The following is a 1748-nucleotide window of genomic DNA, read 5'->3' as shown; positions in this document are numbered from 1 at the left end:
CTTTACACACTACTGTAATTGACAATAATGGTGAAACCTTTGAAGTTCAAATAAGAACATATCAAATGCATCAAACTGCTGAATATGGTATAGCTGCCCATTGGAAATACAAAACTGGGCAAACAAAAACTACAAGTTTTGATGAAAATTTAACTTGGTTAAGACAATTGATGGAATGGCAAAAGGACTTAAATGATCCCAACGATTTTATGGATACCTTGAAAGTAGATTTCTTTGCTGATGAAGTTTTTGTATTCTCTCCAAAGGGAGATGTTATTAATCTTCCTGAAGGTTCAACACCAATTGATTTTGCTTATAGAATTCACACACAAGTTGGTAATACTTGCGTTGGCGCTAAGGTTAATGGTAGAATTGTTCCTTTGAGTTATAAGTTATCCTCAGGTAATATCGTTGATATAATTACAAACTCAAATTCTGGTCCGTCACTAGATTGGCTAAATATTGTTAAATCAAATCAAGCTAAAAAGAAGATATCACAATATTTTAAAATTAAAGATAGAGATAAAAATATTGAAAAGGGTAAAGAGATATTAGAAAAAGAAGCAAAAAGACTTAATTATAATGTCAATGAATTTTTGAAAGATGAATGGATAGATGAAGTTAGGGCTAAGTTGAATGTTTCAACAATTGATGATTTATATGCAGCTTTAGGTTTTGGAACTGTAAAATTAAGTCAAGTCACTGCAAAGCTTATTGATATATATAACAGATTCAATAAAAAACCTATAAAAAATATTGTAAAGTCTAAAAGAAAGGTACAAAAAAGTGGCATTGATGTTAAGGGAGTAGACGGAGTTAAGGTAAGAATTGCTAAATGTTGTACTCCAGTTCCCGGAGATGACATTATTGGATATATAACAATAGGTAGAGGAATTTCAGTTCACAGAGCTGATTGTCCAAATGTTAATAATAATGTTGAGGAATCTAGAATTGTTCAAGTTTCATGGCAAAAAGATGAAGCGAACAGTTACGAAGCCGCTATTGAAGTTAGAGCACTTGATAAACCTAATGTTATCGGTGATGTCGCAAATAGAATTAATGAAGCTAAGCTTAATATGACAAGTTTAAATGCTCGCTCAACAAGAGATGGAGATGCAATTGTTGACGTAATACTTGAAATTACAAATATTGATGAACTTGAAGGAATTATTGATAAGTTAAAAAGAGTCAAGAATGTTTTTGACGTTTATAGAATGAAAGCGTGATTAAATGAGAGCAGTTGTTCAAAGAGTTAAAGAAGCTAATGTTAGTGTAGATGGTGAATTGATAGGTTCTATAAATAAGGGACTTTTAGTTTTACTAGGTGTAAAAGTTGGAGATAAGGATGAAGATTTTTCATATATACAAAGAAAAGTTTATAATTTGAGAATATTCGATGATGAAAATGGGGTTATGAATAAATCTTTACTTGATTTAGGCTATGATTTATTGATTGTAAGCCAATTCACACTTTATGGAGATGCTAGAAAGGGTAATAGACCTTCATATGTTCAAGCAGCTAAATCTGAAGAAGCAACTTATTATTACGAAAAATTTATTGAGGAATCAAAGAAAAACAATATTAAGGTTGAGCATGGTAAGTTTGGTGCAGATATGGATGTTTCATTAATAAATGACGGTCCTGTTACAATTTTACTTGATTCAGAAAAGGAGTTTTAATATGGATAAGAAAATTATCAGACTAACTGTTGGACCCTTACAAGAAAATTGTTATATTGTTTATAATA

The 1748-nt window shown here is 30.7% G+C and carries 2 protein-coding genes; both read left to right on the top strand.

Annotation, left to right across the window (positions count from 1 at the left end):
• A partial coding sequence (locus HMPREF9131_RS00960; RefSeq protein WP_009344868.1) for a bifunctional (p)ppGpp synthetase/guanosine-3',5'-bis(diphosphate) 3'-pyrophosphohydrolase occupies positions 1-1226 on the top strand: 1226 nt, incomplete at its 5' end.
• 4 nt (positions 1227-1230) lie between these two features.
• Positions 1231-1680: a D-aminoacyl-tRNA deacylase gene (dtd, locus tag HMPREF9131_RS00955; RefSeq protein ID WP_004824002.1), complete on the top strand. Its 450-nt coding sequence runs from the start codon at positions 1231-1233 to the stop codon at positions 1678-1680.
• Positions 1681-1748 lie beyond the last annotated feature (68 nt).

Origin of the sequence: Peptoniphilus sp. oral taxon 836 str. F0141, assembly GCF_000179335.1 — a bacterium.
GTDB classification, from domain to species: Bacteria; Bacillota; Clostridia; order Tissierellales; family Peptoniphilaceae; genus Peptoniphilus_A; species Peptoniphilus_A lacrimalis.
Note: the sequence above shows the minus strand (reverse complement) of the source record. Positions and strands in the feature narration are given on the sequence as shown.